Source organism: Novilysobacter antarcticus (assembly GCF_019802285.1).
GTDB classification, from domain to species: Bacteria; Pseudomonadota; Gammaproteobacteria; order Xanthomonadales; family Xanthomonadaceae; genus Novilysobacter; species Novilysobacter antarcticus.
On sequence record NZ_JAIEUJ010000003.1, the window covers coordinates 383,504 to 407,847 of the forward strand.

Below are 24,344 nucleotides of genomic sequence, written 5' to 3' on the forward strand. Positions count from 1 at the left end.
GCCGGTCCCGCTCATGCGACTTTCCTCCTTTGCCCTCGCGCTTGCTCTGGGCTTCCTGTCCTCCACCGCAGCCGCCCAGCCAGCCGCGGGCAACGGAACGCCGATCTCACTGGATCAGGCCATGGCCGACCCCGACTGGATCGGGCCGCAGGTCGAGCAGGCGTGGTGGACCTGGGATGGCCGCAGCGTGCAGTACAACCTCAAGCGCGAAGGCGAGCTCATCCGCGACACCTGGCAGGTGGCCACCAGCGGCGGAGCGCCGACCATGGTCGACGCGACCGGCCGCGCCCAGCTGGACGCAGCCGACCCGGTCTTTGACGCGCGCCGCACCCGCGCGGCGTTCGTGCGCAACGGCGACATCTTCGTGCGCGACCTGCGCAGCGGCGCGCTGACCCAGGTGACTCGCAGCGAGGAGGCCGAGTCACGGCCACAGTGGAGCCGCGACGGCAATCTGGTGTTCCGCGCCGGCAATGACTGGTACCAGTGGCGTGCCGGCCAAGGCACCAGCCAAGCCGCCGTACTCAAGGCCGAGAAGGACCCCGCCGCCGCACCGACCCCGGATGACCTGCGTGATCGCCAGTTGCGCCTGATCGAGACGCTGGCCGACGACCGCGCCAAGCGCGAGGCCGCCCGCGAGCAGAACCTCGCCTGGCAGGCCGCCGATCCCACCCGCGCCCCGATCGCAACCTACTTGGGCGATGACCTGCGCATCGTCGACACCGCACTGTCGCCCGACGCGCGCTGGCTGCTGGCGGTCACCGAACCCAAGAGCAGCGAGAACGGCCAGGCCGGCAAGATGCCCAAGTACGTGACCGAGTCGGGCTACGAGGAATTCGAGGAGGTTCGCACCCGGGTGGGCCGCAAGGCGCCGCAGGGCCAACGGCTGTGGCTGGTGGACGTCGCCGGCGGGACCTCTGCCGAGCTCTCCATGGGTGCCCTGCCAGGCATTGCCAAGGACCCGCTGGCGGACCTGCGCGCGAAGGCGAAATTGAAACCGCTGGACGGCAACCGCGACGTGCGGGTGGAATCGGAGGGCGGGCGGCGTCCGGCCATCCACTGGCGCGATGACGGCAGCACCGCCGCGGTGCTGCTGCGCGCGGTGGACAACAAGGACCGCTGGATCGCCACGATCACCCCGACCCGCGGGCGGGTCGAGTCGGCGGCGCTGAGCGTGCGCCACCACCTGCACGACGACGCCTGGATCAACTGGGGCTTCAACGATTTTGGCTGGACGCCTGACGGAGCGCTGTGGCTGTTGTCGGAGCAAAGAGGGTATTCCCACCTGTACCTGGCCGACGGCAACGCCGCGCCGCGCGCGCTGACCTCAGGCCAATGGGAGGTGTCCGCGCCGGTGTTGGGCGCGGACGGCACGACCTTCTACTTCATCTGCAACCGCCAGCGTCCCGGTGACTACGAGGTCTGCGCGGTTGATCGCAGCGGCAACGTGCGCGAGATCACCGCCCTGGACGGTGTCGAGAACTTCGCCCTCTCGCCGGATGGCGGGAAGGTGCTGGTGCGCTATTCGGCCAGCTACCTGCCACCCCAGCTGGCGGTGGTGGATGCCAGCGGCGGAGAAGCAACGGCGCTGACCGACACCCGCACGCCGGAGTTCAAGGCGCGTCAATGGATCCAGCCGGAGATGGTGCAGATCCCGTCCAGCGACGGCGCCGGCCCGATCTGGGGCAAGTACTACGGCCCCGCCAGCATGGAACCCGGCCGCAAATACCCTGTGGTGATGTTCGTCCACGGCGCCGGCTACCTGCAGAACGTGCATGACCGCTACCCGGTGTATTTCCGCGAGCAGATGTTTCACAACCTGCTGGTCCAGCGCGGCTACGTCGTGCTGGATCTGGACTATCGCGGCTCCGAGGGCTACGGCCGCGACTGGCGCACCGCCATCTACCGCCGGATGGGCACCCCGGAGCTTCAGGACTATCTGGATGGCCTGGCCTGGCTGGGCGCCAACAAGCAGGCCGATGTCGACCGCGCCGGTATCTACGGCGGCAGCTACGGCGGCTTCATGACCTTCATGGCGCTGTTCAAGAAGCCCGGAGCGTTCAAGGCCGGCGCAGCCCTGCGGCCGGTCACCGACTGGTCGCAGTACAACCACGAATACACCTCCAACATCCTCAACACCCCCGAGGTCGATCCGGAGGCCTACCTGGCGTCGTCCCCGATCGAGTTTGCCGACGGCCTGCAGGACCACTTGCTGATCGCCCACGGGATGATCGACAACAACGTCTTCTACAAGGACTCGGTGATGCTCACCCAGCGCCTGATCGAGCTGCGCAAGGACAAGTGGGAGCTGGCGTCCTACCCGCTCGAGCGCCACGGCTTTGTCCATGCCGACAGCTGGTATGACGAGTACCGGCGGATTCTGGAGCTGTTCGAGGACACGCTGAAAGCCCCGCACGTCGCCCGCTGAGCAACGCGCGCCCCGACCCGGGTGGGGCGCGCGCACCGGCGATCGGGGTACCATCGCCGCGTCACCGCTACGCAATGGACTGCACATGTTCGACCCGGAAGAACTGCTCGCGCCGATCCCAGGCGCGGATCCCGTTGGCGAGGACCTCTCGTTCTCGCTGGAATACGACGCCATCCAGGAAGCCCGCCGCGCCGATGATCCATCGCTGGAACAGGGCGAGTGGATCACCGACCTCAAGGTCGCCGACTGGGCCGCGGTGGAACGCATGTGCGCCAAGTTGCTGCGAGAGCGCAGCAAGGATCTGCGGCTGGCGGTGTGGTGGTCGGAGGCACAGACGCGCAACCACGGATTCGCCGGCCTCGCCCGCGGCTACCGACTGGTCGCCGGACTGTGCGACCGCTACTGGGATGACGTCCACCCGCAGATCGAAGACGACGATCTGGAACAGCGCATCGGCAACCTGGGCTGGCTGATCACCCACTCCGGCCAATGGCTGCGCGACCTGCCGCTGACCCACGCGCCGCAAGGCCGGTTCAGCCTGGCGGACTTCGAATCCGCGCGCCTGCCGCGCAGTGATGACGACGACCGGCCATCGCCTGAGACACTGGAATCGGCGCGTCGCAACACCCCGCACGAGTTCTACGTCCGTCTGGCCGAACTCGCACCGGACTGTCTGACCGCGTTGGCCGAGCTGGAGCGCGCCATCGATGAATGCCTGGGCCACGACGGCCCCAGTTTCACCGCCCTGCGCGACCAGCTCGAGCATCTGCAGTCCACCACGCAGCGCTTCGCCCGCGAGGCCGGCGTACTGGTGGAAGACGAGGATCCCGAGCTGGACGACGTCGATGCGGAGCTGCCTGCGACCGGAAAGACCGCGCCACGCGCCGCGGTGATCGGCAACGAGGCCGTGGCCTCGCGCAAGGAAGCCATCGCCCAGTTGCGCCGCGTCGCCGAGTTCTTCCGTCGCACCGAGCCGCACAGCCCGGTCGCCTACCTGGCCGACAAGGCCGCGCGCTGGGGCGAGATGCCGCTGCACGTGTGGCTGAAGCGGGTGATCAAGGACGATGACACGCTGGCCCGAATGGAAGAAATGCTCGATGTCGCCGATCCGGTCGATTCCGATTCGGACTGAGTGAACCCGTTGTCGCAAACCCGCAGCAGGCGCCAGCGGTCCGATACGGGACGCGCCGGGTTTTGATGAGACCCCACCGGCTCCCGGCTAGACTGGGCGCATGAAAATTGCCAGCTGGAACGTCAACTCCCTGAACGTCCGTCTCCCGCACCTTCAACAATGGTTGGAGTCGTTCGCCCCCGCCGTGGTGGGCCTGCAGGAAACCAAACTCGAAGACGACCGGTTTCCCGATACGGCGCTCGCCAAGTTGGGTTATCGCAGCGTCTTCAGCGGCCAGAAAACCTACAACGGGGTGGCGATCGTTTCCAGATCACCCGCCACCGACGTCCAGATCGGCATTCCCGGATTCGTCGACGAGCAGCAGCGCGTGATCGCCGCGACGGTAGACGGTGTGCGCATCATCAATCTCTACGTGGTCAACGGCCAGGACATCGGCACCGACAAATACGCCTACAAACTGCGCTGGCTGGAAGCGGCACACGCCTGGATCGCGTCGGAACTGCAAACCCATCCCGAGCTGGTGGTCCTGGGCGATTTCAATATCGCCCCGGATGATCGCGACGTCCACGACCCCGAAGTGTGGAACGACCAGCACATATTGACCTCCACCGCGGAGCGCGCTGCGTTGCAAGGCCTGCTCGACCTGGGCCTGCACGATGCGTTCCGCCTGCACCACGAGGAAGGCGGGATCTTCAGCTGGTGGGACTACCGTCAGGCGGCGTTTCGGCGTGACATGGGCCTGCGCATCGATCTGACCCTGATATCCGATGCGCTCAAGACGCGGTGCGTGGATGCGGGGATCGATCGCGAGCCCAGGACCTGGGAGCGGCCGAGTGATCACACCCCCGCGTGGGTCCAGCTTGCCTGACGGCAGCGAAGCGCAGACCGAACCCGCAGGCAAAAAAAATGGTCCGGCAATGCCGGACCATTTCGATTTCGGCGCATCACTGCACCAGAATCATTTCAACACGGCTCAGCGCGGACGACCGCGACGGAACAGGTTGACGATTGCCAGCAGCACGATCGCGCCGACCAGCGAAACCAGGATGCTCGGGATACTGATGCCGGCGTCGTTGATGCTGCCGCCTGCAATGCCGAGCATGCCGGCAAGCCAGCCACCGATAAACGCACCAATGATGCCGACCACCACATTCAGGATGATGCCCTGCTGCCCGTCGGTCTTCATGATCATGCTGGCGATCCAGCCAATGATGCCGCCCATAATCAACCAGATAATAATGCCCATACGTAGTTCTCCTTGGATCCATCAGAGGTTTGTAAGTGCTCCCCTGAGTGGGGGCGCTTGCAGTCTGTACAGGCGAGCGTGATGACGACGTAGCGGTTTTCCTACGCCGACAGAGTATCCAACAGGATCTGTCGGGGAATCTTTCCGGTCGCGTTGCGCGGCAATTGGGCAACAAAGCGCACCCGGCGCGGCAGGAATACCGGGTCGCAGCGGCCGCGTAGCAGCTGCATCAGTGACGCCTCGTCCATGCCCGGCGCAACCACGACCGCGGCAATCCGGCGGACGCCTCCCTTCTCTGCGTCCAGTTGCACGACCACCCCGTCCTCCACCCCAGGCACCCCCAGGAGTATCCGGGTCAGGTCGCCCAGCGATGCACGCTTACCGGCGATTTCCAGCAGATCGGCGTGGCGGCCACGCAGGATGAAGCGGCCGTCGGCTTGGAGTTCGACCACGTCCGCCAGCACCACCGGATGATCCAGGTGGGCGGCGGTAACCCGCGTACCGTCGGGCTGCGGCGTCAGGCCGACGCCGGGCAACGGGGTCCACGCCGACTCCACCGCGGTGCGGCGCCGGGCGATCACACAGGTTTCCGTGGATCCGAAGAGCTCGCGAACGTGGCAGTGGTAGCGCTGCTCCGCTTCGGCCGCCAGTTCGGATGGCAACGGAGCCGTTGAGCAGACGATACCTGCCAGCGGCGGCATGGCCACGCCCGACTGCAGCAGCGCGCGCAGGTGCACGGGGCTGGTCACCAGCAGCGGCGGCGTGGCGGCATCGTTTGCCGCGCGGGCAATGTCGGCGGGAAAGAACGGACGGCTGCCGTGTATCGCCACCGGGCCAAGCAACGGCAGCAGAACCGACATCTCCATCCCGTACATGTGTTGCGAGGGCACCGTCGCCAGTACCGGGGTGGTGAAGTTGCTGTCGCCGGCGCCCAACAACCCGGCCAGGGCCGCCAGGTTCTGGCCGGTCCCCGCACGAAAGGCACGCCACCGCTTGGGCGTGGCCGATGGCTGGCCGGTACTGCCGGAGGTGAAGCCGATGGCGACCAGTGCGTCCGCATCGATCAGCGGGGTGTCGCCCTCGCGCCGGGGCAACACCTCGGGCAGCACGTAGTAGCTCTCACCAGGGCCTTTCTTGGCATCCAGCTCGACGATGCAGTAACTGTCGGGATATTGGACGCTCACCTGGGCCACGGTTGCCTCGGCCCGCGAGGCCGGTAGCAGCGTTGTCTGCCCGCGCACGGCGGCCGCACAGAACGCGACCAGGAAGCGGTAACGGTCTTCGCACAGGTTGAGCACGTGCGCGGCCGCAGGCAGCCCGGCGGCAACACCGCGAACCTCGTCGAGAAACCGGGACAGCGGCACGGCACCGTGCGCATCGAAGACAATCGTCCGTCCGGGCGGGCCCAGAGCCAGAGGCGACCGGTCGCCGGCAGCGACATCCTTGGCAGTGTTTTCGAAGACAGCGGACATAAGCTCAATAGTGCGGCAGTGCCGCTCCCCAATGCTTAGCTTACGCTGAGCGATGCCATTCCCACCAATATCGCCATGCCCGAGTCCGAGTCCAATCCGCCCTGCTGGAGCTGGCTGCCATTGCCGCGCGGCGAGGCCGCCGAGCTCGTCGCCCGACGCTGGCTGGGCGAGCGGCTGAACTGCCCACCCGAGCAACTGTCACTGCGACGCGACGAGTACGGCCGACCGCACCTGAGAGGCGCGTTTGCGCGGTGGGACTGCAACTGGAGCCACAGCGGAGACGGCCTCCTGGTCGCTCTGGGCCAGGACGTCCGCCTGGGCATTGACCTTGAATGGGTCCGGCCACGGCCGCGGGCGATGGAACTGGCGCGGCGCTTCTTTACCGCGGCCGAAGCGGATGTGCTGGCGAGCCTGCCCCCCGCGCACCGCGAATCGGGCTTCCTGCGCCTGTGGTGTGCGAAGGAATCAGTGCTCAAAGCGCACGGCCGGGGACTGGCGTTCGGCCTGGACAAATTCGAGTTCGAGATCAGTGACTCGGGGATTCACCTGGTGAACTGCGACGCTGCGCTGGGGGATCGAGCGCAGTGGTCGGTGCGCGAACTGAAGCCGCAGCCGGGCTATGTCGGCGCGATCGCCTGGCGCCCGGAGCGAACGCGCAACTGACACGATCCGGGTGCGTGGATGTCCGGCCGCATCGCAGCGGCCATAATCCCCGTCCATGACGACCCCCATCCCCACCGCCGCCCGCGAACGACTCGATGCCGGACTGGCCAGCCTTGGTCTCGACCCCGCGATCGCCGCGCCACTGCTGGAGTATCTGCAGCTGCTGCTGCGCTGGAACCGCGCCTACAACCTGACCGCGGTGCGTGAGCCGCTGGACATGGTCGACAAACACCTGCTCGATTCGCTGACCATGCATCCACACGTCGATGCGATCGCCGGCGCTGGCGGTACTCTCGCCGACCTGGGAACCGGTGCCGGACTGCCGGGCATTCCACTGGCCATCGCCAAGCCCGGCCTGCGGGTGACTCTGGTCGAGAGCAACGGCAAGAAGGTCCGGTTCATGCGAGAAGTAGTGCGCAAGCTGGCCCTGGCCGACGTGGAGGTGGTGGAGTCACGGATCGAGGCGTTTGATCGCCCCGGCGCGTATGACGCGATCACCGCCCGCGCGCTGGCGACGTTGCCTCTGATCCTCCAGTTGGGCGGGCATCTGTTGAAACCCGGCGGCCAACTGCTGGCGATGAAGGGCATCTACCCGGATGCCGAAATCGCGGAACTGCCGCCGGGCTGGACGCTCGCGCAATCCCACGCCTTGCGTGTACCGGGACTGGATGCGGAGCGGCAACTGGTGGTCGTCCAGCGCGCAGAGCCTGTGCAAAGCATTGATCCATAACGCTCGCCGGTGAGCGAGACCGGATCCGGCGCTGGCCGCCGGCGCCCGCTTCCAGCGCGAGAACCGTTACGTCGGTCACAGTCGCGCGGTTCGGCAGCCGCCCGCCATGGCGGGCATAATCTCCTGTCGGACAGCGCGCCGCGCCGTCTTTCGCAGCAACCTTCGCAACCGGGAATTCCGCAACCGTGACCCAGGGGACGAGCCGCATCGCCCGTATCATCGCCGTCGCCAACCAGAAAGGAGGGGTTGGCAAGACCACCACGGCCGTCAATCTGGCCGCTGCACTCGCCCGCACGCCAAAGAAAATCCTGCTGGTGGATCTGGACCCTCAGGGCAACGCGACCACCGGCAGCGGCATCAACAAGCGCGAGCTGGACAGTTCGATCTGCGAGGTCCTGCTGGACGAGGACGACATCGCCAGCGTGATCGTGCGCACCCAGGAGGACTACGACCTGGTTCCCGGCAACATCGACCTGACCGCGGCGGAGCTGCGGCTGATGTCGGCCGAGGCCCGCGAGCAGCAGCTCAAGCTGGTGCTCGCGCCAATAGCGGCCAACTACGATTTCATCCTGATCGACTGCCCGCCGGCGCTGTCGCTGCTGACCTTGAATGCGCTGACCGCTGCCGACTCGGTGATCGTGCCGATGCAGTGCGAGTACTACGCCCTGGAAGGCATCAGCGCGCTGATGGACACGATCGAGGCGATCCGCGCCAACCTCAATCCGCGGCTGGAGATCGAAGGCGTGCTGCGGACCATGTTCGACGTGCGCAACAACCTGGCCAACGCGGTATCGGCCGAACTGATCGAGCACTTCGGCGACCGCGTGTTCCGCACCATCGTCCCGCGCAACGTACGCTTGGCCGAGGCGCCCAGCCACGGCCAGAGTATCGTCGGCTACGACCGCAACAGCCGCGGCGGGATCGCCTACCTGGGACTGGCAGGCGAAATCCTGCGCCGCCAACGCGAACGTGACCAGGCCGCCAGCCGCGCGCAGACCGCCGCCATGCCCCCCAATCCGGAGACGACCACATGAGTGCTGCAAAGGGTGACACCGCCAGCCCGCCGGCCACCAGGGCGGCCGCCAAGAAACGCGGGTTGGGCCGCGGTCTGGAAGCGCTGCTGGGCCCCAAGGCGGATGTCCCCGAGCTGGAGGCAACCAGCAGCGACACCCTGCGCCACCTGCCGGTGGATTCCCTGGCCCCGGGCAAATACCAGCCGCGCAAGCACTGGGATGACGAGAAGCTCGACGAGCTGGCCGAGTCGATCCGCGCGCAGGGGGTGATCCAGCCGATCGTGGTGCGCGAATCGCGCGAACACGGTGGCAAGACCTGGGAGATCATCGCCGGTGAGCGCCGCTGGCGTGCCTCCCAGCGCGCGGGGCTGACCGAGATTCCGGTGGTCGTGCGATCCGTCGACGACCGCACCGTCATCGCGATGGCGCTGATCGAGAACATTCAGCGAGAAGACCTCAATCCGCTGGAAGAGGCGTCCGCGCTGCAACGGCTGATCGACGAGTTCGACCTCACCCATGCCCAGGCGGCCGGCGCGGTCGGGCGGTCGCGTGCGGCGGTATCCAACCTGCTGCGTCTGCTCGAACTGCCACCGGCGATCCGCGCGCTGGTCGAGGCGCGCCGCTTGGAGATGGGTCATGCCCGTGCGTTGCTGACCTTGGCACCGGATCTGGCCAGCAAGCTGGCAAGCGATGCCGCCGAGCACGGCTGGTCGGTGCGCGAGGTCGAGCACCGCGCGCAACAGTTCGCGCTGGGCCGGGTTCCGGCCGGCAAACGCGCGCGACCGGTGAAACCGCGTCCACAGGCCGACATTGTGAGCCTGGAGCGCGAGCTGTCGGAATCGCTCAATACCCGCGTCAACGTCCTCCACGGGCGCGGTGGCAAGGGCAAGCTGGTGATCCACTACAGCGACCTGGACTCGCTGGACGGCGTGCTGGAGAAGCTGCGCTCACCGCAGTCGTAACCTCAGCCTTTGCTGGCTGAGTCACTGGCAACCGGGCACCGGTACTTTCGGCCGGTAGGATCGCCGGATCCACGGTGCGAAGATCGGGTTTGATCTTTCCACCCGTGGATGCCGTGAAGCCTCTCTCCCTGATCCTGCTGCCCGCGCTGTTCACCGCGCATCTCGCACTGGCCGGCGTGCCGTCCATCGCCGCCACGAGCACGACCGCCGCGGCCAGGCAAGCGCCGGTCGCCACGGCATCGACCACCGACAAGCGCTTCCAGGCCATCTACGAGCGCGAGTGGAAGTGGCGTCAGGAGCAGACCGGCGGCGGCTCCGACGAGGACGGCGACAGCCAGTCCGCACCGGGCCGGCTGCCGTCCGTTGACGCGGCGAGCCAATCCACGCGTCTGGCGTACTGGGAAGCCGTGCTGGCAGAGCTGGACAGCATCGACCCGGCCGCGCTGTCGGCGGAGAACCGGATCAACCTGGCGATCTACCGGCCGCAGGTGGAGAACCTCGCCGCACAGGTCCGCTTCCGCAACTACGAGATGCCGTTCAACTCGGACTCCTCGTTCTGGTCCAACCTGGGCTTCATGACCCGCCGGCCGATGCACACGGCCGACGACTATCGCCGTTACATCGAACGGCTGGCTGATGTGCCGCGCCATTTCGACCAGCAGATCACCAACATGCGCGCAGGCCTGGAGCGCGGCTTCACCGTGCCGCGGGCGGTACTGGACGGACGCGACGTATCGATCGCCGCGGTCGCCGATCTCACCGACCCGGAGAAATCGACGTTCTATGACCCGCTGCGCAAACTCCCTGCTTCCATCCCTGCCAGCGAACAGGCAGCGCTCCGCACGGCAGCCCGGGAAGCGATCAGCCAGCAGGTGATTCCCGCCTACAAGACCCTGCTTACCTTCTTCCACGACGAGTACGTACCCGGCGCGCGCAGCACCCTGGGCGCATCGGAAATGCCCGACGGCGAGGCGTTCTATCGCCAGCAGATCCGCGAGTACACGACCCTGGACCTGAGTCCCGCGCAGATCCACCAGGTCGGCCTGGATGAGGTGGATCGCATCCAGGGCGAGATGGACGCGATCATCAAGCAGGTGGGGTTCCAAGGCAGTTTCGCCCAGTTCCTGCAGTTCCTGCGCACCGACCCGCAGTTCTACGCCAAGACTCCCGAGGAACTGCTGTGGCGTGCGGCATGGATCGCCAAACGGATCGATGCGCAGCTGGGCAACTTCATCGGCACTCTGCCGCGCGGGCGCTTCACCATCGTGCCGGTGCCCGACGATATCGCGCCGTACTGGACCAGTGGCCGCGGCGGCAACGGTACCTACTGGGTCAACACCTACGACCTGCCCTCGCGCGCGCTGTACAACCTGCCGGCGCTGACCCTGCACGAGGCGGCGCCCGGACACGCGATGCAGGGTGCGCTGGCGGTCGAGCAGGACGCGCTGCCGGATTTTCGTCGCAAGACCTACATCTCGGCCTTCGGCGAGGGCTGGGGCCTGTACGTGGAGAAGCTTGGCGAAGAGATGGGCATCTACGAGACGCCCTACGAGCACTTCGGGCGCCTGACCTACGAGATGTGGCGGGCGGCGCGGCTGGTGATCGATACCGGTCTGCATGCGCAGGGCTGGACGCGCGACCAGGCTCTGGCCTACCTGCGCGACCGCACCGCGTTGAGCGAGCACGAGGTCACAACCGAGGTGGACCGCTACATTTCCTGGCCGGGCCAGGCGCTGAGCTACAAGCTGGGCGAGTTGGCGATCGTGCGCCTGCGCGCGGAGGCCGAGAAGGAGCTGGGCGACAGGTTCGACATCAAGGCCTTCCACGACATGGTGCTGGCGCTGGGTTCGGTGCCGCTGCCGGTGCTGGAAACCCAGGTGCGTGCGTTCATCGCTGAGACGGCGGCGGACGCGGACGCGAAGGGAAAAGAGTTGAGCTCAGGCTGACCGAACGGGGTGCGCTACGCGCCGGCGCCTGCCGGGTGTCCCGCTCAGTCGCTCCACGATATTCGCTTGGTGAGCGGGACACCCGGCAGGCGCCACCTTGCTCCGGCGTTCGGGTTACCGCATAATGCCCGGCTCGCTGTGTCCGGCCAGCCCATGCGGCTTGCAAGGCAGCATCCGGAAGCGCGATTCCGGTCTGCCGGTTCCAGCGTCCGCCTCCGGGCGGCCTTCTTCCCGTATCGCATGCCGCCCACATCCGTGGATCCGGCGGGGCCGCCGCCTCCCTGGCCAAGGGAAGCATCAACATCCTTTCGAGGTGCGTATGTCCCGTGTATGCCAAGTAACCGGCAAGCGAACGACGACTGGCAACAACGTCTCGCACGCCATGAACAAGACCCGTCGCCGCTTCATGCCCAACCTTCACGAGCGCCGTTTCTGGGTCGCCAGTGAGAATCGCTGGGTGAAGCTCCGTGTTTCCGCCAACGCCATGCGCACCATCGACAAGAACGGGATCGATTCCGTTCTGGCCGATCTCCGCGCACGCGGCGAAAAGATCTGAGGAGGACTGACCCATGGCTTCCAAGCGCGACAAGATTCGCCTGATCTCTTCGGCCAACACCGGCCACTTCTACACCACCGACAAGAACAAGAAGAACACGCCGAACAAGATGGAGATCAAGAAGTATGATCCCGTCGTTCGCAAGCACGTGATCTACAAGGAAGGCAAGATCAAGTAAGCCTTCCGGCTTGTTCCAAAAAGAAACCCGCCTTCCGGCGGGTTTCTTTTTTTCATGCGTTCAATGCGCGCGGATCAGAAATCGATGCTCCACGACTTGATGTAACCGGTATCGCCGGACCACATGTCGCGCACACGCAACTTCCAGGTGCCGTTCTTGGCTTCGCTGGTCAGATTGACGTTGGCGTAGCCGATCACGTTGTCGGCACTGTCGCTGCCGCTGGAGTTCTTGATCCGGTAGGTGGAGTTGTCCGGTGCCACCAGGTCGATCTGCAGGTCACCACGATAGGTGTGGCGGATATCCATGCTCACCTTGGTCGCCGCCAGACCGTTGCCGCTGCGGCCGCTGACCGTGATCGGGCTGTCGATCGTGCCCGGGCTGGGGATGTTGTATGTGTTGGTATTGCTGTAGGTCTGCGGGCTGTCGTTGCCGCCACTGCTGCCGGTGTCGTAATTGGCGACCAGGCTGACGCCGCTGAACGCCTGGTAGGCCTTGAGCCGAACGTAGTAGGTGCCGGCGGTGGGGCTGGCAAAGGTGCAGGTCTCCACGTTGCCGCTCAACCACGGGCGGCAGTCGTAGGAGCTGTCGGTCGGGGCGCTGCCGCGCTTGACGTACAGATCCGCGTCACCGCTGCCGCCGGACATCTTGAAGCTCAGGTTGGTGGCGCCTGCCGGCACCTGGAAGGTGTAGTTCACCGTCGCGCCGCTCGCGGCCGACAGGCCCGTTACCGGAGTGCCCTTGGTCAACGTGCCACCGACCGGATCCGGATCGGGCGGGTTGCCACCGCCGCTGCCCATCGCGTCGACCGCCGCTTTCGCGTCCACGATGCCGTTGCCGATCGCCTTGTCGATGCTGACCGGGAACGGACGCAGGGTGGACTTCAACGCCGACTCGATCTGCGCCGGTGTCTTGACCCCGCCATTGGCGGCCGCGGCGGATTGCATCAGCGCAACCACGCCGGCCACGTGCGGAGCCGCCATCGAGGTACCCGACATCAACGAGTAGCCTTCCGACGAAGGCGTGGTGCTGCCGGTGTTGACGGTGGAAGCGATATCGCTGCCCGGTGCGGCGACGTCAATCAGAGATCCGTAGTTGGAAAAACCGGAGCGTGCACCGGTGCGGGTGGTCGACGCGACGGCGATGACATTGCTGCAATTGGCCGGAACGAAGCCGCTGGTATCGGCGTTGCTGTTGCCCGCCGCCACCACCACGGTGGTGCCACGGCTGACGGCGCCATTGATCGCGTTCTGATAGGTGGCCGAGCAACTGCCACCGCCACCCAGGCTCATGTTGATGACTTCGGCCGGATTGGCATTGGCGGGCACGCCGCTGACGCTGCCGCCAGAAGCCCAGATGATGGCGTCGGCGATGTCGGAGGTATAACCACCGCACTTTCCGAGCACCCGTGCCGGAACGATTTTCGCACCGTGCGCTACGCCGGCCACACCCTTGGCATTATTGGTCACCGCCGCGATCGTTCCGGCGACGTGGGTTCCGTGCCAGCTGGAACTGGAGGCCGGGCCACACTCGTTTGCCGAGGTCCAATCGCCTTCATCATTCGGATTGGAGTCACGACCACCACCATCGCGCGCCATCCCGGCGTCGCTGATGAAGTCGTAACCCGGCAGCACATTCGCGTTCAGATCGCTGTGATTGGTGATACCGGTGTCCAGTACCGCGACCACCGCGCCCTGCCCCGCGGTGACGTCCCACGCCTTGTCGGCGCGAATACCGCCCGCACTTTCAAAGTAGTGCCACTGATTGTTGGCGTAATAGGTGTCGTTCGGCGTCATGGTCGGCTTCATCAGCTGATCGACCTCGACGTACTCCACGTTCGGATCAGAGGCGATCTGGCGCATCAGCGCCGCGGCTTCCACAGCATCAAGCTTGCGGTCGGTGCGGATCACGTCCGCGCCGGTGGCAATGCGGCGCACCTGGTGCATTTGCAGCGCATTGCCGGTACGCGCGGTCATGGCGACGCGGTCCAGCGAGGCTTGCACCTTGGCGATGTTCGCCTGCGGGGCGCTGCCCTCGCGGTATTTGACGATGAAGCGATCGGTCGGCTGGCCGTCCGGCAGGGTGGCCAGGTTGGCAGCGCCCGCATTGGCTGCAACGGCCGGTGCGGCGAAGGCGGCGGAAGAAATGGCAACGGCGGTGGCGGCGGCCAGAAGGCTCTGGCGCAGACGCTTATCGGTGGTTCTGGACATGGTTTTGTTACCCCGGTTGGTGTGTCGCAAGCAGTTGATGAACTCCCAAGGATCTGGTCCAGGCCGTCTCGTCCGACCTCTTCAGGACCGGGCAGTCGCCGAGCGGAAGTGGGTTCCGGTGTCTGGGATGCCCTGCGTAGCTCGCCGCGACCTGCGTGTTGCGCCCACTCTCACGACGCCACATGCGGCAAAGCACACCCCAGATGTAGGCCATTTGACCCGGCCGAACATGCGTGTAAATCTCAATTTGTTCTAAACAGCGTCAATAAATACGCAACAAGTCACAATTTACGTCATAAACTGACGTGAATTGCTGTGTATAACTTGCCTCCAGCCATCTGGATGGGGAGACGGATGCGAGAGCCGCAGACGCCTTCCGTGGCATCGAGCGGGTGCGAGCAAGCCCGGGAAACGGTGGAAACGATGACCACGCCGGACAACCTGCCTTGGCCGAGTGACACAGGCATGCTGCAGGTCGCCGATCTGCGGCTGGATCTGCGCTACCGGCAGGCCATCACGCCGGAGCAAACCGCCGAGTTGCCCCAGCGCGTCTTCGATGTGCTGCTGATCCTGCTGGCCCGACCACACGTGCTGCACGCGCGAACCGCCCTCATGGAGCAGGTCTGGACGGGTGTAGTCGTGGAAGACGCCAACCTGTCGCAGAGCATCTGGATGCTGCGCAAGGCGCTCGGCCCGGAACGCAAACACTGGATACGGACCGTCGCCAAGGGCGGTTATGTGTTCGACCCTCCCGGTCCGGTGCAGGCAATCCCGATCGAAAGCGTCGGAACGAAGACTCTGCCCCCCCCGGCGGAACCCGAGACCGCTCCCGCCGACGCCGCCACCCATACACAGCCGATCGCGCCATTGACGCAGCCGCCGCCCCTGATGGAGCCGCCGCCCGCCGAAGGCGCCGCCGTTGCCGGGGGCCGGCCAACGCACGCTGCCGGTGAGCCACGCGCTGAGCGGCCTCGCCGCCGCATCCACAGGACCTGGTGGGTAGCGGCCAGTGCGGGTGGACTGATGCTCCTCGCCGGGCTGCTTGGGCTGGCCCGGATGAGCGGCCAGTCGATGCCGCTGCCGCCATTGCAGCCGGTGTCCGTGGTACTGATCGAAGTGGGCAACAGCGAAGACGCCGATGCCCGCTGGCCGGCGACGGTGCTTCACGCCTGGCTGGAGTGGAAGCTGAACGCGATTCCCGAGGTCGTGCTGATGACGGAGGCCCATTTGGCGGCTGATGCGACCGAAAACCCGCCGCAGGTGGTGCTGCTGAGCGCAGGCAAATCGGCCGACCATCCCGACGAGCGCTTTATCCGGGCCCGCTTCGACGCACCAGGCGGGAGTCGCCGACTGGAGTTGCGCGGTGATGCCGCGCAGATGCCCCAGCTCATAGACGCGCTGTCCCGTCAGGTGCTTGACGAGGTGGTGCCGGCTCGGCGTGATGATCCCTGGCCCAAGCTGGAAATTGATGAGCCGGCGCTGCGCACCTACGCCGACGCATACCGCGCCTACAGCGAGCGGGACATGGCCAGCGCCGCCGCGGGCCTGGCGGCGGTGCTGCAGCAGGCGCCGCAGTTTGGCCTGGCACATCTGCAGCGGGCGATGGCCCAGTACCGTCTGGGTCAGGCGCGATTCGCCATGGAACACATCGGTCATGCCGAACGACTGCTGACGCCGGTCTCCGAGGACGTCGCCAGCGTGCTGGCCGCCGCCGCCCTGTCGGTGGACCCGCAACGCGCCGCCGAGACGGCTGCCGCCTATGCCGAACTGGCCGCCCGCTACCCCCAGCGAATCTCGTTCCGCCTGGAACAGGCGTGGCATGAAATGCGCGGCGGCGACGCAGAGGCGGCGCTGCTGGCGCTGGAGGGAACGCAGTGGCAACGACAGCCGCTGGGCGTGCAGGTGCAATGGCGCCTCACACTGGCGGAAATCGAAGGGGTACGCCTGGACAGCGACGCGGTGCTCGAACACGCCACTCGTGCGGCCCAACTGGCGCGCGACGCGGGCAAGGGCTGGGAGCGCGAACTCGCAGCGGCCACGATGCTGCAGGCGCGGGTCCATGCGTTCCAGCGCGGTCCGGAGGCCGGCCAGGAGGGGTTCGCCGAAGCCGCGCGGCTGTTCGCCTCGGTCGGCGCGGAAATCGACGCGATGCACGCGCGCGTATCCGGCGAGTTGATGCTGCCAACCGCGGGTCGCTCCAAAGAGCTGGACACCCTGCTGGCGCACGCGCGCGCCGGCGGCTACCGCAACCTGGAGATCCAGTTGCTGCGTCGCGTCGCCTTCCAGCAGCGCAGCGCGGGCAACCTCAGCGAGTACCGCCGACGGCTGAAGGACGCGCTGGCGATCGCCGAGAGCGTTGACGATGTGTCCGCGCAGCAGGAGCTGCAGGTGGACCTGCTCAACGAGGACCTGCTGCTGGGGCATTTCGAGCGCGCCACCGAGCGCATCCGCCAGATCCGCGCCGGCCCGGTTTCCGGGGACACGGCGACCTGGCTGGACCAGTTCGAGGGGTTCCTGCTCGGAACGCGCGGCGACTATCCGGCTGCCAGCCAGGCGCTTGACCAGACCGTGGACCGGCTCGCCCGCGAGGGCCAGCCACCACTGCCGGCGGACGCGCTGGCCCGCCTGGCCTGCGCGCGGGCCGAGTTGCTGTTGTCGCAAGGACGCCTGCAGGATGCCCGGTTGCGCCACGACCAGTGTGGCGACACCCGGCAGACGTACCTGGCCAACTATGCCGCTACGGTGGGCGCGATGATCGACCTGATGGCGGGCGACACGGGCAACGCGATGCCCGCTCTGCAGGAACGGGTCAGTGATATCCAGTCGATGCCCCCCGCGCCGGAGCGATGGACGGCAGCGTTATGGACGGCCTATCTGCTGGCACGCGCCGAGGACGTGGACACCGCGTCCACGCTGTTGACCGACACCCTCGCGGCGATGCAGGGCACCGGCTACGAGTGGCTGATCGCCGATGCGGAGATCGGTCTGGCCGAAATTGCCGCCGCCCGGGGACGTTGGACCGATGCAAGCCGGTTGACCGACAGCGCACGCCAGCGCCTGCCCGCCGAATCGTGGCAGCAGTTTCACCGGCTCGACCAGGTGGCGATCCTGGTCGCGTTCGCAAGAGGCGAAAACGCGCAGGCACAGGCCCGGATGGCGGCCGCCGATGCTCGCGCCCACGAAGTCGGCGACATCAAGGCGCAACTGGAGCTGCACAGCGTTATGGAGGCGGTGGCTCCGTACCTCCGTTCCGTCGGCGGCTGCGATGCGCCTGCCCGTAACGCGCTCCTTGCCAGCACCGGCATGCGCGGCTCCAACCTGGATTGGATGATGCGCGGCCTCCCCCTGCCCGACGAGCGCGTGGCGGCGACAGTCCCGCAACCGGCTCACTGACCGGCGCGACCCCACGGGCCGAGACGTACCCGCACGGCCGCCCACCGTCCTACACTCGGCGTTCGACATTCCTGGGAGGCGCGAGCGGGTGATTCCTGGCTGGATCCTGCTGCTGGTGTCGGTGTCCTATGTCGGCATGCTGTTCCTGGTCGCCTACTACGGCGACCGCCGGGAGCGCACGCCGACCCGCGCGTGGCTGCGTCCGGCGGTGTACGCCCTCGCGCTCGCGGTGTACTGCTCGTCGTGGACGTTCTACGGCGCGGTGGGAACGGCGGCACGCACCGGCCTGGGATTCCTGCCGATCTACCTGGGCCCGTTGCTGCTGTTGATGTTTGGCTGGCGCCTGCTGGAACGCCTGGTGTTGATCTCCGACGAGCAGCGGATCACCTCCATCGCCGATTTCCTGTCCTCGCGCTACGGCCGCGCGCCCGGACTGGCGGCCATGGTTTCGTTGCTGGCGCTGATCGCGGCGATTCCGTATGTCGCGCTGCAGTTCAAGGCGGTCGCCGACAGCATCCAGGTACTGGCCGGGGTGCCGGCCAACGCGAGTCTGCTGGCCGACCCGGCCCTATACACCGCCCTGTTGCTGGCGGTGTTCTCGATCCTGTTCGGCACGCGCCAGATCGACGCCACCGAGCACCACCGCGGCATGGTGCTGGCGATCGCGCTGGAGTCGCTGGTCAAGCTGGTGGCGTTCGTCGCCATTGGCGTGTTTGCGCTGATGCACCTGCCCGGGATCGGCGGCTTCGGCGAGCGCATCGTCCAGGCCGCCGATGAGGTGACCCGGCCGGGCCTGCCGGTCGGATTCGTCGCCCAGACGCTGCTCGCGTTCACGGCGCTGGTGTGCCTGCCGCGGCAGTTCCACGTCGCCGTGGTGGAGTGCCAGAACGTCGGTGACCTGCGCATGGCGCGCTGGTTCTTCGGTGGCTACCTGGTGATCATCAGCGCGATGGTGGTGCCCATCACCCTGGCCGGGCAGGCCGTGCTGGGCGACAGCGGCATCTCGCCGGACACCTATGTGCTCGCCCTTCCGCTGGCGCTGGACCAGAGTGCGCTGGCACTGATGGTCTACATCGGCGGCTTCTCGGCGGCCACCGGCATGGTGATCGTCACCAGCGTGGCGCTGGCGACGATGGTCAGCAACGACCTGATTGTCCCGGCGTTGCTGCGCACCGGCGCGCTGCGCCGGACCGGTCCGGGCATCGAGCAGCGGGTGCTGTGGGTGCGCCGGGCGACGATCCTCGCGCTGGCGCTGATGGCCTACGCGTACGCACGCGGTTCCGGCGGCAGCGGCCTGGCCCAACACGGCCTGCTCGCGTTTGCTGCGGTCGCCCAGTTCGCGCCGGCGCTGATCGGTGGACTGTACTGGCGCGGGGCCAGCCGGGCGGGCGCGCTGGCGGGTATCGGCGCCGGAGGGGCGCTGTGGATCTACACCCTGATGTTGCCCAGCCTCGCGCATGGGGGCTGGATCAATGCGCGCTGGGTGGATATGGGGCCATTCGGCATTGCCTGGCTGCAGCCCGAGCAGCTGTTCGGGCTGGTCGGCTGGGATCCGCTGACCCACGGCGTGTTCTGGTCGCTGCTGTTAAACATCGGCGCGTTCGTCTACGTCTCCGTGCGCAGCCGGCCGCGCCTGAACGAGCAGTTGCGTGCCGCGCCGTTCCTGGACCCGTACGCGCAGCGTCCCCCACTCAGTCCCGGCGGCTGGGCGGGCAGCGTGCGCGGCGGCGACCTGCTGGCGCTGGCAGAACGCATCGTCGGCGAGCGTCGTGCCCGGCGCGCGTTCGAGGACTACGCGCGCCAGCAGGGCCAGCCCTGGAAGGCCGAGCGGCCCGCGGACCGGGCCCTGGCGCAGTTCACCGAGCGCCTGCTGGCCGCGGCGATCGGCTCGGCATCGGCGCGGTTGACGCTGACCAGCGCGCTGCGCGGCTCGGGCATGGAGCTGGGCGAGGTGGTCGCATTGCTGGACGAGGCCAACCAGGAGTTGCGCTTCAATCGCCAGATACTCGCCACCACGCTGGAGAACATCAGCCAGGGCGTCAGCGTGGTCGATGCGCGGATGCGTCTGGTCGCCTGGAACCGGCGCTACCAGGAGCTGTTCGAATACCCCGACGGCATGCTCTATGTCGGCCGACCGGTCGCCGACTTGCTGCGCTGGAATGCCGAGCGCGGCGAGATGGGCCCTGGCGATGTGGAGGAGCAGGTGCAACGGCGGCTGGAACACCTCAACGTCGGCGCACCGCACGTGTTCGAACGCGTGCGCGCCAGTGGCCAGGTGATCGAGCTGCACGGCCGGCCGCTGGACGGCGGCGGCTACGTGACCAGCTACAGCGACATCACCGAGTACAAGCGCGTGGAGCAGGCGCTGCGCGAATCCAACGAGACGCTGGAGCAGCGCGTCGAACTGCGCACGCGCGAGGCCGAGGACGCACAGCAGTCGCGGACCCGGTTCCTGGCCGCGGTCAGCCACGACCTGCTGCAACCGCTGAATGCCGCTCGGCTGTTCACCTCGGCCTTGCGCGAAAGCGAGGAGCCGGCCGAGCAGGCGCGTCTGGCGGAGCGGGTGGATGTCTCTTTGCGGGCGGCCGAGGACCTGCTGGACGGCTTGCTGGACATCTCCCGCCTGGACGCCGGCGTACTGCGCCCGGAGATCGCCGATTTCGATGTCAACGAGCTGTTGCGCGAACTCTCCCACCAGCACTCGGCCATTGCCGCCAGCCGTGGACTGCAGTTGCGGGTGCGCGCGCCCGCAGCGGCCCTGATGGTCCACAGCGACCGCCGTCTGCTGCGCCGGGCCCTGCAGAATTTCCTCGCCAATGCGCTGCGCTACACCCGCACCGGCGGCGTGCTGATCGCCGCCCGCATGCGCGATGGCGCGGTGGAGTTGCAGGTATGGGATACCGGGCCGGGCATCTCGCCGTACCACCTGGAACAGATCTTCGACGAGTTCCGCCGCTTCGATCACCCCGGACGCGGTGAACGCGGGCTCGGGCTGGGCCTGTCGATCTGCCAGCGCATCGCGCGCACCCTGGACCATCCGCTGCGCGTTCGCGCCCGGGTTGGCGGCGGCAGCGTGTTCTCGATCACCGTGCCGCTGGGCCAGCCGCGCACTCCCGACGCTGAGGTGATCGCCGAGCGGACCGCGGAGACCGCCGATTCACTGGCCGGGCTGCGCGTGCTGTGCATCGACAACGACCGCGAAATCCTCGACGGAATGCGCGCGTTGCTGACCCGCTGGAACGTCATCACCCTGACTGCCGCCTCGGCGGACGGGGCGCTCGCGCTGCTGGACGCACTGCCCCTGTCGGACTGCCCCGACGTGGCCCTGGTCGACTACCACCTGCACGACCGACTCGACGGCCTGGGCATCATCGGCCTTCTGCGCGAGCGTCTCGGCGACCCGTTGCCCGCCGCCCTGCTGACCGGGGATGGCAGCGACGCACTCAAGCATGCCGCCCGGGAGCACCGCTGCCTGGTGCTGACCAAGCCGATCAAGCCGGCGTCGCTGCGCGCGTTCCTGGCCGCGCAACCGCGCATCCTGGCCACCCCCTGAGCGGGAGCGCTATTCCTCGTCGGGCGGCAACACGATGTTGCCCGGATCCAGCGCGAGCCGGCCGGCGATCAGCACCGCCTGGGTGCGGTTGTTGGCGCCCAGCTTGCGCAGGATCGCGGTGACGTGCGCCTTGATGGTCGCCTCCGAGACACCCAGCTCGTAGCCCACCTGCTTGTTCAGCAGTCCTGACCCGATCATCTGCAGGACGCGGAACTGCTGCGGGGTGAGGTCGCGCAGGCGTCGGGCGGCGTCGCGCTCGTCGGGGTTGACCGCCGGGGCATTGAATGCCGCCGCGGGCGCCCAGCGGTCACCGTCGAGCACCGCGGTGATCGCCTCGGCCAGGGTCGCGGCGTCGGCCGACTTGGGGATGAAGCCGACCGCCCCGTGGTCCAGCGCGCGGCGCATCACTCCCGGCTCTTCGCGAGCGGAGACCACCACGATCGGCAGCTGGGGATGGATCGCCCGCAGATGCACCAGCGCACTGAACCCCTGCGCGCCGGGCATGTTGAGGTCCAGCAGCAACAGGTCGGCATCGGGCTCTGCATCCACCAACGCATACAGGGCATCGACACTGTCCGCCTCGTGCAGGCGGGCGCCCGGCATCACCCGCGCGACCACCCCGCGCAGGGCTTCGCGGAACAGCGGGTGGTCATCGGCGATCAGCAGTGTGGGCATCGGCGGACTCCGCCTTCCCCGGCGCACCGGGAAAGGGGGTTGGAACGGCAGGCGGATGGCCGTCGGGCGTCACTCGGGGATGTAGCGCTCCTTGACCAGTGAATCCACAACGGAAGGATCGGCCAGAGTGCTGGTATCCCCCAGCTGGTCGGGCGCGTTCTCGGCGATCTTGCGCAGGATCCGCCGCATGATCTTGCCCGAGCGGGTCTTGGGCAATCCGGGCGCCCACTGCAGGTGGTCGATGGAGGCGATCGGCCCGATCTCGGCGCGCACGTGGCGGATCAGCTCGAGCCGCAGCTCGTCGCTGGCGACTTCACCGGCGATCAGGGTGACGTAGACGTAGATGCCCTGGCCCTTCAGGTCATGCGGGAAGCCGACCACCGCGGCCTCGGCGACCTTGTCGTGCGAGACCAGGGCGCTCTCGACCTCGGCAGTGCCGATGCGGTGGCCGCTGACGTTGATCACGTCGTCCACGCGGCCGGTGATCCAGTAGTCACCGTCGGCATCGCGGCGGCAGCCGTCACCGGTGAAGTAGGTGCCCGGGTAGGTCTTGAAATAGGTGTCGATGAAGCGCTGGTGGTCGCCGTAGATGCTGCGCGACTGGCTGGGCCAGGAGTCGGTGATCACCAGGTTGCCCGAGCCCTCGCCTTCGATGAAGTTGCCGTTGGTGTCGACCAGGGCGGGTTTGATGCCGAAGAACGGGTTGGTCGCGCAGCCGGGCTTGAGGTCGGTCGCGCCGGGCAATGGCGAGATCAGGATGCCGCCGTTCTCGGTCTGCCACCAGGTATCGACGATCGGGCAGCGGCCCTCGCCGACCACGTCGTGGTACCAGCGCCACGCCTCGGGGTTGATCGGCTCGCCGACGCTTCCCAGCAGGCGCAGGGACTTGCGCGAGGTCGCCTTGACCGGCCCCTCGCCTTCGCGCATCAGCGCCCGGATCGCGGTGGGCGCGGTGTAGAACGTGGTCACCTGATGCTTGTCGACCACCTGCCAGAAACGCGACATGTCAGGGTAGTTGGGCACGCCCTCGAAGATCAGCGAGGTCGCGCCGTTGGCCAGTGGGCCGTAGACGATGTAGCTGTGGCCGGTGACCCAGCCCACATCGGCGGTGCACCAGTACACGTCATCCTCGCGCAGGTCGAAGATGGTCTCGTGGGTGTAGCTGACGTACACCAGATAGCCACCAGTGGTGTGCAGCACTCCCTTGGGTTTGCCGGTGCTGCCGGATGTGTAGAGGATGAACAGCGGGTCCTCCGCGTTCATGCGCTCGGGCTCGCAGGTTTCGGGCTGTTCATCGACCACTGCGTCGTACCAGCGGTCGCGCGGCATCTGCATGTCGACGGCGGCGTTGGTGTGGCGCACCACCAGGACCGTCTCCACCGTGGAGGTGCCGGGCAATTTGAGGGCGGCGTCGACGTTGACCTTCAGCTTTACCTTGCGGCCGCCGCGCAGACCCTCGTCGGCGGTGATGATCAGCTTGCTGCCGCTGTCGGAGACCCGATCGGCGATGGAGTTGGCCGCGAAGCCGCCGAACACCACCATGTGCACCGCGCCGATGCGCGCGCAGGCGAGCATGGCGATCGCCGCCTCCGGGATCATCGGCAGGTAGATGGTGACCCGGTCGCCCTTGCCGATGCCCAGTGCGCGCAACGCATTGGCCAGCTTGCATACACGCTGGTGCAACTCGCGATAGCTGATGCGCTCCGCCGGGGCATCCGGGCTGTCGGGCTCGAAGACCAGCGCGGTCTTGTCGCCACGGGTCTCCAGGTGCCGGTCCAGGCAGTTGACGCTGACGTTGAGCTCCCCGTCCTCGTACCAGCGGATGCGGAAGTCCTCCAGGTCGAAGCTGGTGTTCTTGATCCTGGTGGGCTTCTTCATCCACTCCAGGCGCTCGGCCACGCCGGCCCAGAAGCCGTCCGGATCCTCCAGCGACTGCTTGTACAGGGTCTGGTACTGCTCCCGATTGACGCGCGTGTCGGCAGCGAAATCGGCCGACACTGGGTAGATGTCCCGGGGCGTGTTCATGGGCGTGGCCTCCTGAGCGGTTTGTCCCTGTCGAGTGTGCCGCATCCAATCGCGGCGCGGTTTAGACCTTGGTCTAGGCAAGCGTGAATGCGCGCGTTTTACGCATACCCTCCAAAACAGGTGGCCGGCAGCCCGTCGGCAACCCGTCACCTGGCGGAAGCCGTGGAG

Annotated in this window: 17 protein-coding genes and 1 pseudogene; 12 read left to right on the forward strand and 6 right to left on the reverse strand. The window is 67.2% G+C overall.

What is annotated here, in order from left to right; genetic code table 11:
* The first annotated feature begins 13 nt into the window (after nucleotides 1-13).
* The 3 genes from KZ491_RS10865 to xth all read left to right on the forward strand — a co-directional run bounded on the left by KZ491_RS10865 (nucleotide 14) and on the right by xth (nucleotide 4,425).
* A complete protein-coding gene (locus KZ491_RS10865; RefSeq protein ID WP_222565861.1) occupies nucleotides 14-2,425 on the forward strand; it encodes a S9 family peptidase in 2,412 nt (803 codons plus the stop codon).
* A gap of 85 nt (nucleotides 2,426-2,510) precedes the next feature.
* Complete coding sequence (tssA, locus tag KZ491_RS10870; RefSeq protein WP_222565862.1) at nucleotides 2,511-3,557, forward strand: type VI secretion system protein TssA; 1,047 nt, start codon at nucleotides 2,511-2,513, stop codon at nucleotides 3,555-3,557.
* A 100-nt stretch (nucleotides 3,558-3,657) separates the two neighbouring features.
* Nucleotides 3,658-4,425: an exodeoxyribonuclease III gene (gene xth / locus KZ491_RS10875; RefSeq protein ID WP_222565863.1), complete on the forward strand. Its 768-nt coding sequence runs from the start codon at nucleotides 3,658-3,660 to the stop codon at nucleotides 4,423-4,425.
* A 105-nt stretch (nucleotides 4,426-4,530) separates the two neighbouring features.
* Here the strand turns inward: xth and KZ491_RS10880 are convergent, their stop codons facing one another.
* Together KZ491_RS10880 and KZ491_RS10885 are read right to left on the reverse strand one after the other, a co-directional pair.
* Nucleotides 4,531-4,803, reverse strand: coding sequence for a GlsB/YeaQ/YmgE family stress response membrane protein (locus KZ491_RS10880; RefSeq protein WP_194034815.1), 273 nt, complete (start codon nucleotides 4,801-4,803; stop codon nucleotides 4,531-4,533).
* Nucleotides 4,804-4,904: 101 nt separating this feature from the next.
* Nucleotides 4,905-6,275 carry an AMP-binding protein gene (locus KZ491_RS10885; RefSeq protein ID WP_222565864.1) on the reverse strand — a complete coding sequence of 457 codons (1,371 nt, stop codon included), beginning with the start codon at nucleotides 6,273-6,275 and terminating at the stop codon, nucleotides 4,905-4,907.
* A 75-nt stretch (nucleotides 6,276-6,350) separates the two neighbouring features.
* Here KZ491_RS10885 and KZ491_RS10890 point away from each other — a divergent pair, with 75 nt between their 5' ends.
* The 7 genes from KZ491_RS10890 (at nucleotide 6,351) to rpmG (ending at nucleotide 12,323) form a co-directional block, all read left to right on the forward strand.
* The gene (locus KZ491_RS10890; protein WP_222565865.1) at nucleotides 6,351-6,938 is read left to right on the forward strand and encodes a 4'-phosphopantetheinyl transferase family protein; all 588 of its coding nucleotides are present in this window, start codon (nucleotides 6,351-6,353) and stop codon (nucleotides 6,936-6,938) included.
* 55 nt (nucleotides 6,939-6,993) lie between these two features.
* Nucleotides 6,994-7,668: a 16S rRNA (guanine(527)-N(7))-methyltransferase RsmG gene (gene rsmG, locus KZ491_RS10895; RefSeq protein WP_222565866.1), complete on the forward strand. Its 675-nt coding sequence runs from the start codon at nucleotides 6,994-6,996 to the stop codon at nucleotides 7,666-7,668.
* Nucleotides 7,669-7,874: 206 nt separating this feature from the next.
* Nucleotides 7,875-8,702 carry a ParA family protein gene (locus KZ491_RS10900; protein WP_222565957.1) on the forward strand — a complete coding sequence of 276 codons (828 nt, stop codon included), beginning with the start codon at nucleotides 7,875-7,877 and terminating at the stop codon, nucleotides 8,700-8,702.
* On the forward strand, nucleotides 8,699-9,643 hold the full coding sequence (locus KZ491_RS10905; protein ID WP_222565867.1) for a ParB/RepB/Spo0J family partition protein: 945 nt from the start codon (nucleotides 8,699-8,701) through the stop codon (nucleotides 9,641-9,643). The genes KZ491_RS10900 and KZ491_RS10905 overlap by 4 nt, the downstream gene beginning before the upstream one ends.
* 113 nt (nucleotides 9,644-9,756) lie before the next feature.
* Nucleotides 9,757-11,589, forward strand: coding sequence for a DUF885 domain-containing protein (locus tag KZ491_RS10910; RefSeq protein WP_425493146.1), 1,833 nt, complete (start codon nucleotides 9,757-9,759; stop codon nucleotides 11,587-11,589).
* A gap of 319 nt (nucleotides 11,590-11,908) precedes the next feature.
* Nucleotides 11,909-12,145: a 50S ribosomal protein L28 gene (gene rpmB / locus KZ491_RS10915; RefSeq protein ID WP_036191474.1), complete on the forward strand. Its 237-nt coding sequence runs from the start codon at nucleotides 11,909-11,911 to the stop codon at nucleotides 12,143-12,145.
* A 13-nt stretch (nucleotides 12,146-12,158) separates the two neighbouring features.
* Nucleotides 12,159-12,323, forward strand: a complete 165-nt coding sequence (rpmG, locus tag KZ491_RS10920; RefSeq protein ID WP_036191471.1) for a 50S ribosomal protein L33 — start codon at nucleotides 12,159-12,161, stop codon at nucleotides 12,321-12,323.
* Between the two features lie 74 nt (nucleotides 12,324-12,397).
* Here rpmG and KZ491_RS12815 read toward each other — a convergent pair whose 3' ends face one another.
* On the reverse strand, nucleotides 12,398-12,628 hold the full coding sequence (locus tag KZ491_RS12815; RefSeq protein ID WP_235318682.1) for a proprotein convertase P-domain-containing protein: 231 nt from the start codon (nucleotides 12,626-12,628) through the stop codon (nucleotides 12,398-12,400).
* A 144-nt stretch (nucleotides 12,629-12,772) separates the two neighbouring features.
* A pseudogene (locus KZ491_RS10925) lies at nucleotides 12,773-14,530 on the reverse strand (S8 family peptidase); the annotation flags it as partial.
* Nucleotides 14,531-14,953: 423 nt separating this feature from the next.
* Here KZ491_RS10925 and KZ491_RS10930 point away from each other — a divergent pair.
* Nucleotides 14,954-17,923 (forward strand): winged helix-turn-helix domain-containing protein, encoded by a 2,970-nt coding sequence (locus KZ491_RS10930; RefSeq protein ID WP_222565869.1) that lies wholly within the window; start codon nucleotides 14,954-14,956, stop codon nucleotides 17,921-17,923.
* Nucleotides 17,924-18,011: 88 nt separating this feature from the next.
* Nucleotides 18,012-21,476, forward strand: coding sequence for a hybrid sensor histidine kinase/response regulator (locus KZ491_RS10935; RefSeq protein WP_222565870.1), 3,465 nt, complete (start codon nucleotides 18,012-18,014; stop codon nucleotides 21,474-21,476).
* 9 nt (nucleotides 21,477-21,485) lie between these two features.
* Here KZ491_RS10935 and KZ491_RS10940 read toward each other — a convergent pair whose 3' ends face one another.
* Both KZ491_RS10940 and acs read right to left on the reverse strand, forming a co-directional pair.
* Nucleotides 21,486-22,151 carry a response regulator transcription factor gene (locus KZ491_RS10940; RefSeq protein WP_222565871.1) on the reverse strand — a complete coding sequence of 222 codons (666 nt, stop codon included), beginning with the start codon at nucleotides 22,149-22,151 and terminating at the stop codon, nucleotides 21,486-21,488.
* A 69-nt stretch (nucleotides 22,152-22,220) separates the two neighbouring features.
* The gene (gene acs / locus KZ491_RS10945) at nucleotides 22,221-24,176 is read right to left on the reverse strand and encodes an acetate--CoA ligase (protein WP_222565872.1); all 1,956 of its coding nucleotides are present in this window, start codon (nucleotides 24,174-24,176) and stop codon (nucleotides 22,221-22,223) included.
* Between the last annotated feature and the right edge of the window lie 168 nt (nucleotides 24,177-24,344).